General features: G+C 66.5%; 4 protein-coding genes. All 4 read left to right on the top strand.

Features of this window, described 5'->3' with window-relative positions:
• The first annotated feature begins 525 nt into the window (after nucleotides 1-525).
• The 4 genes from ABZ805_RS29240 (at nucleotide 526) to ABZ805_RS29225 (ending at nucleotide 2,057) form a co-directional block, all read left to right on the top strand.
• Nucleotides 526-705, top strand: a complete 180-nt coding sequence (locus ABZ805_RS29240; RefSeq protein ID WP_358447147.1) for a hypothetical protein — start codon at nucleotides 526-528, stop codon at nucleotides 703-705.
• A 97-nt stretch (nucleotides 706-802) separates the two neighbouring features.
• Nucleotides 803-1,033, top strand: a complete 231-nt coding sequence (locus ABZ805_RS29235; RefSeq protein ID WP_358447144.1) for a hypothetical protein — start codon at nucleotides 803-805, stop codon at nucleotides 1,031-1,033.
• A 166-nt stretch (nucleotides 1,034-1,199) separates the two neighbouring features.
• Nucleotides 1,200-1,433, top strand: coding sequence for a hypothetical protein (locus tag ABZ805_RS29230; RefSeq protein WP_358447142.1), 234 nt, complete (start codon nucleotides 1,200-1,202; stop codon nucleotides 1,431-1,433).
• A gap of 267 nt (nucleotides 1,434-1,700) precedes the next feature.
• Complete coding sequence (locus tag ABZ805_RS29225; RefSeq protein ID WP_358447139.1) at nucleotides 1,701-2,057, top strand: hypothetical protein; 357 nt, start codon at nucleotides 1,701-1,703, stop codon at nucleotides 2,055-2,057.
• Nucleotides 2,058-2,728 lie beyond the last annotated feature (671 nt).

The raw sequence follows: 2,728 nt of genomic DNA, 5'->3' as shown, positions 1-2,728 counted from the left end.
GTCTTCCCTGCCCCCCGGGGTTCGGAGTCGTCCACGTTGAGTCGGCCCCGCGCACGCGAGGGTGTTCCCTGGCAGCAGGGGTTCGGAGTCGTCCACGTTGAGTCGGCCCCGCGCACGCGGGGGTGTTCCGGTCTACGCGCTGCCCGACTACACCGCATCCGAGTCGGCCCCGCGCACGCGGGGGTGTTCCCCCGGCGACCTGGTCCGGGCCGCACGGACCTACGTCGGCCCCGCGCATGCGGGGGTGTTCCGACGGGGTGCGCGAACCCTCGCGGGTGCGTGCGGTCGGCCCCGCGAATGCGGGGATGTTCCTGCGTTACAAGAACTAGCTAAGCAGGCGGCCACGTCGGCCCCGCGCATTTGGGGGTGTTCCCTCCGCACTGCCGGTGTCGCGCGTGGCGTGACGGCCGGCCCCGCGCATGCGGGGGTGTTCCCCCGACCTCGGTGTCCGGAGGTAGACACCATTCGTCGGCCCCGCGCATGCGGGGGTGTTCCGTCCATCTTCCAGGTACGAAGAGACGCGGTATGACCACCATCGACTACGACCTCGTCGGCGAGCTCCACCGCTACCTCAAACGGCGGGGCTGGATCGTCAGCCCAGTTCTGTCCGACGAGATTGAAGACGACGGGAACCCGGAGACTGCTGAGGCGCTCTGGGGCTACCCGAAGGAGTACAGGGGCCGTGGAGTTCCACGAGGTCAATGAGGTTGGGTCTGGTCTCCTCTTCGTCTCAACGGCATCGCCGAGAACATGCAGGGGCGGACACCGCGGCCAATCGCGTTCAGCACTGCGGGGAATTCACGTGGTTACGACGAGCGTCAGGCATCTGTTCCCGATCTCGTCGCTCGTTGACCCGGTCGAGCTGGCGGCATTCCTCGACGAGGAGGAGGGGCGCGCGAGCGGTCTGGATCCGCGTGAGTTGATCGAGTACAGGTTCTTCGGCCCTTGCAGTAAGCAGCGGACGAGCCATCACGGCTCTTCGGCGCCCGTGCTTCACGGTGAACTCAGTGATGACTCACTGAGCCGTCAATGACGTGTTCAACACAGGGAGGTTCGCCATGAGCACGCCAGTCGCCGCGGCCGTGTCCTTCTGATCCGCCGCCGGCACCCGGAGGGCGAGCTCGTGTGGCAGTTGCGCGAACCCGGCGAGACGCCCGTTCAGACGGCGATCGGGGAGACGCTGGAGGAGACGACGCGTCGTGACCGCGCTTCGAGCCCTCGATGAGCGGGTTCATTCGGCGACCGGGAGGCAGATGCACTACGTTGCGTGCGAGGCCGCCGCCGGATTCGCAGCAATCGGCGACGAGGAGGAGATCGGCGCGGTCGTGTGGGATCGGAAAGACGAGCTCGCCGAGTACGTCACGTACGGGTTCTTCAAGCCCGTACAGGAGTACTTAAACGACACGCTGGCGGAACCGGTCACCACTGCGTAGTCCCTGCGCGAACAGCGGCCCCGCTCCATGATGGAGCGGGGCCGCTTCTCCTTCTGCCTTCCTACCTACCGATGCAGCAGTCAGTGTCCACAACCGGTGCGGCATCGCCGCCTCCAGTCCCATTGCAGTCGGGACACCTCGACGACTCGTTCGGCAGGGCGTGGAAATCGTTTCCGGATCCGTCGCATCGATGGCATTCGCTCGTCCAGGCAGCATCGCGGATCAGCTCGGCGAGCGGGTCGACTTCGACTGCCCGACACTCCCCCGGTGTTCGTCTCCCTTGTATGGTCGACCCCGCTCGTTCCCGCGGCCTCGCAGCGCGCCGAGATCCGCCTTGGCGGTGACCTCGTCAGCGACGTCGATGTCCGGGTGTGCGACGCGTGCCAACGTGCGGTGCTCGAGCACATCCGGGTCGACGCGGCGCATGGTCGCTGCGGTGTGGCCCGTGAGGCACTGGCTCAGGTGATGGAGGCGTGGCCGGGCTACTCGTGGTCGACGACCGAGCTCGATCCGGAGGTCGCGGAGTTCTGGCGGCGGGTGTTCTGGCCGACGCCGGTGCTGCTCGGCGCGCCGCAGTGGTGCGGTCACATGGCGGAGGCGGAGTCCGCGATCGGCTGCGAATGATCTCGGAGACCGCTTGGCAGCAAGTTTTCCTCACACCACGCCAGACGGGCCACTTCAGCCGAGGCGTTGCGCAGCGAGCGCTTGCCGCGCTGGAGCTACCGTTCGCCGCTCGGCCACTGTCTCCGGGCGTGCGGCTCCGCAAGACTCAGCGTCGTCAGTCCGGCGAGCACAGGGCAATACGGGGAAGGGCGGCTGGCACCGCCCTCCCCCGTCTATTCGGTCCTCCGGACTGCGGTCATACGGCCGTCTAGCTGGCAAGCATCTGACTGGTTTCCCAGCTGGGCGGCTCCATCCAATCCGAGGGACGTCAATGACGATAGGTTTTGGCCGACGCAAGAGTCCAGCATCCACCGACCGAGAGGCTGATTCGTGCGCTGACCGGTCGGTTCACCAAGTAGTGGAGCCGATAACCCCTGGTGAGGAGCGCGTCAGCTCCGGGCTTCTCGCGGCGTTCCGTAGCTGGCCGACGACATTGCGGCTGCTGGCCGTCGTGGTTTCGGTCCTCGTGGTGTTGCTTGTTGGGGTTGCGGTTGGCGGGGTCAGTGTTGAGCTCGGCCCCTTACACCTGACGGGTCGCTAAGAGCCCCTAACACGTTGGTGATCTCGGGCTGAGATGATCTTGGGTGATGGCTGCGCCGTGGATCGTCTCTGACGAGTTGTGGGTTCGGATC

This window comes from Saccharopolyspora sp. NPDC047091 (genome assembly GCF_040643635.1).
Taxonomy (GTDB): domain Bacteria; phylum Actinomycetota; class Actinomycetes; order Mycobacteriales; family Pseudonocardiaceae; genus Saccharopolyspora_C.
This window is presented reverse-complemented; position numbering and strand designations above follow the sequence as displayed.

Bases quoted from the DNA above. Each gene is read 5' to 3' on its own strand.
- ABZ805_RS29240 (WP_358447147.1), top strand. From the start codon at position 526: ATGACCACCATCGACTACGACCTCGTCGGCGAGCTCCACCGCTACCTC.